At 31.8% G+C, this 1,802-nt stretch carries 3 protein-coding genes; all 3 read right to left on the bottom strand.

Translation table 11 applies throughout. The annotated features are described in order from the left end of the window. Nucleotides 1-207 precede the first annotated feature (207 nt). The 3 genes from FT993_RS08335 to FT993_RS12320 all read right to left on the bottom strand — a co-directional run bounded on the left by FT993_RS08335 (nucleotide 208) and on the right by FT993_RS12320 (nucleotide 1,635). Nucleotides 208-951: a hypothetical protein gene (locus FT993_RS08335; protein WP_147862094.1), complete on the bottom strand. Its 744-nt coding sequence runs from the start codon at nucleotides 949-951 to the stop codon at nucleotides 208-210. 334 nt (nucleotides 952-1,285) lie between these two features. After that, entirely contained in the window at nucleotides 1,286-1,483 is a 198-nt protein-coding gene (locus tag FT993_RS08330) for a hypothetical protein (protein WP_147862093.1), read from the bottom strand. A gap of 14 nt (nucleotides 1,484-1,497) precedes the next feature. After that, nucleotides 1,498-1,635 (bottom strand): hypothetical protein, encoded by a 138-nt coding sequence (locus FT993_RS12320; protein WP_187240782.1) that lies wholly within the window; start codon nucleotides 1,633-1,635, stop codon nucleotides 1,498-1,500. Between the last annotated feature and the right edge of the window lie 167 nt (nucleotides 1,636-1,802).

Raw genomic sequence — 1,802 nt, 5'->3', positions numbered from 1 at the left:
TTTACTTCATCTTTTCAAGCAGTCAGATTCATTATTTTTCCGCTTTGCTTTTCATTCCGAGGTATTTTTGCCAACGGTTTTGTATATGATGCGTTGCGTGGTTTAGCACGTAATTTAGCAAATAAAAACCGAATAGAAAATCCGCGAGGATTTTCGTAAGTAGGCTCTCACTAGCAATGGATTATATACGTTGTTGGCAACTGGCTTTTATTTCCACCACTCATCTTTTTCCAATGGTTTATATTCAGACCAACCTTTGTTAAAATATTTTTCACTTGGTGAAAATTCTCCAGCTCCAATGTCAAAATCTCTATTTGTGATCGGAATTCTATAATCTGCCCAATTACAATTTTTTTCTTTTCCAGTTGAATAACTTTTCCAAACTCCAACAAATGCATTATTCAAATATCCGTCTGAAATGAACTCAATATTGTCATATTCGATTTTGTTTTCGGAATTCAGATACCATTTAGAATGTAATTTGCCTTTAAAAATTCCGCTATGTTTTTGTTCCGAATTTTCTTTGAATTCGTAATCTGCAATTAAAGTCCCTTGTGATTTAATTCCTTTGTCAGCATATTCGTCGTCAACTCCGAAATGTAGTTCCTTAAGTTCTTTTATTTCGGTTAGGTTTATGGTTCCAGAAAAGTCACAAATTGTTCCTTTTACACAAGATTTTCCAGTTACAAAATATTGATTCGGATTGTTAGAATTTTTCTTTACTGAAATTAACTTTATTTTTAATCTTTGATGGTCATCTCCAATTATTCCAAGAACATTATTATTTTCTGTAAATGTCCAAATTTTTGAAAAGTCAAATTGATTGTATTCAGTTACTACATTTTTTGTTTTCAGTTCTTCATTCCTTGGATAGTTCCATTCAATTCTGTCTACTGTTTGAGCAAACGAAATTTGACTTAAAAGAAGCAATATTATAATTATTCGGTTCATTTTTCAGCTTGTTGCCAACGGTCTAGTGTATGATTTCGTTGCGTTTTTAAGCACTAAATTTAGCAAATAAATCACAGATAGAAAGTCCGCGAGGACTTTCGTAAGTAGGCTCTAACTAGCAATGAATTATACACATTGTTGGCATTTCGTTATTTTTTATTCCGACTTATTCTTACCAAACTTATTTCAGTTTATAGTTTTTCCCACGTTTCAGTAAATTCGGTCAGCGTTTTATTCCATAAACTTTTTCAATTCCGATTGAGTGAGAAATTCCGCAATAAATTCGAGTTTTGTTTTCAGTTCAGTTTTTCGAGCTAAAATTCTGTTCACTTCTTCAGTCAGTTTTATTTTCTTTTAGTGGCATTTTAACTCTTTTCTTAATTAAAATTCCAGCTGCTCCAAGTATTGCTAAACCAAAGTAAATATATTTGTCATTTAAATCACTTGCTAGAAGCATTCCCGCAAAAAAGGTCGAAAACAACACTATAATCATTTCTAATATATCGAGTCTAAATCCTATTTTATATTTCATTCTAATTATTTTTATTAAAATCCAAACAATCCTGCTTTAAAATGTTCCCAATCTGAAAATATTGTTTTAGCTATTAAAAAAGTCACAACGAAAATGGTAACTTTTAAATAGTCTTTTTTAGTTAGTTTTTCCTTTATTTTAATGTCTGTCATAATTTTTGTTTTCAGTTCGGTGTTTAATGAATGCCAACGGTCTCGTATAACCGTCAGTTACGGGTTAAAGTACGCAAATTTTTCGGTTTAGCACAGACGTTAGCAATTCCGAGTGGATTCGGACGTAGTCGAATCCGCCGTAATTGCGGTTATACATTGTTGTGGTG

It is taken from the genome of Mesonia sp. HuA40 (assembly GCF_008017835.1).
Taxonomy (GTDB): domain Bacteria; phylum Bacteroidota; class Bacteroidia; order Flavobacteriales; family Flavobacteriaceae; genus Mesonia.
This window is presented reverse-complemented; position numbering and strand designations above follow the sequence as displayed.

Bases quoted from the DNA above. Each gene is read 5' to 3' on its own strand.
- FT993_RS08335 (WP_147862094.1), bottom strand. From the start codon at position 951: ATGAACCGAATAATTATAATATTGCTTCTTTTAAGTCAAATTTCGTTT.
- FT993_RS12320 (WP_187240782.1), bottom strand. From the start codon at position 1,635: ATGACAGACATTAAAATAAAGGAAAAACTAACTAAAAAAGACTATTTA.
- FT993_RS08330 (WP_147862093.1), bottom strand. From the start codon at position 1,483: ATGAAATATAAAATAGGATTTAGACTCGATATATTAGAAATGATTATA.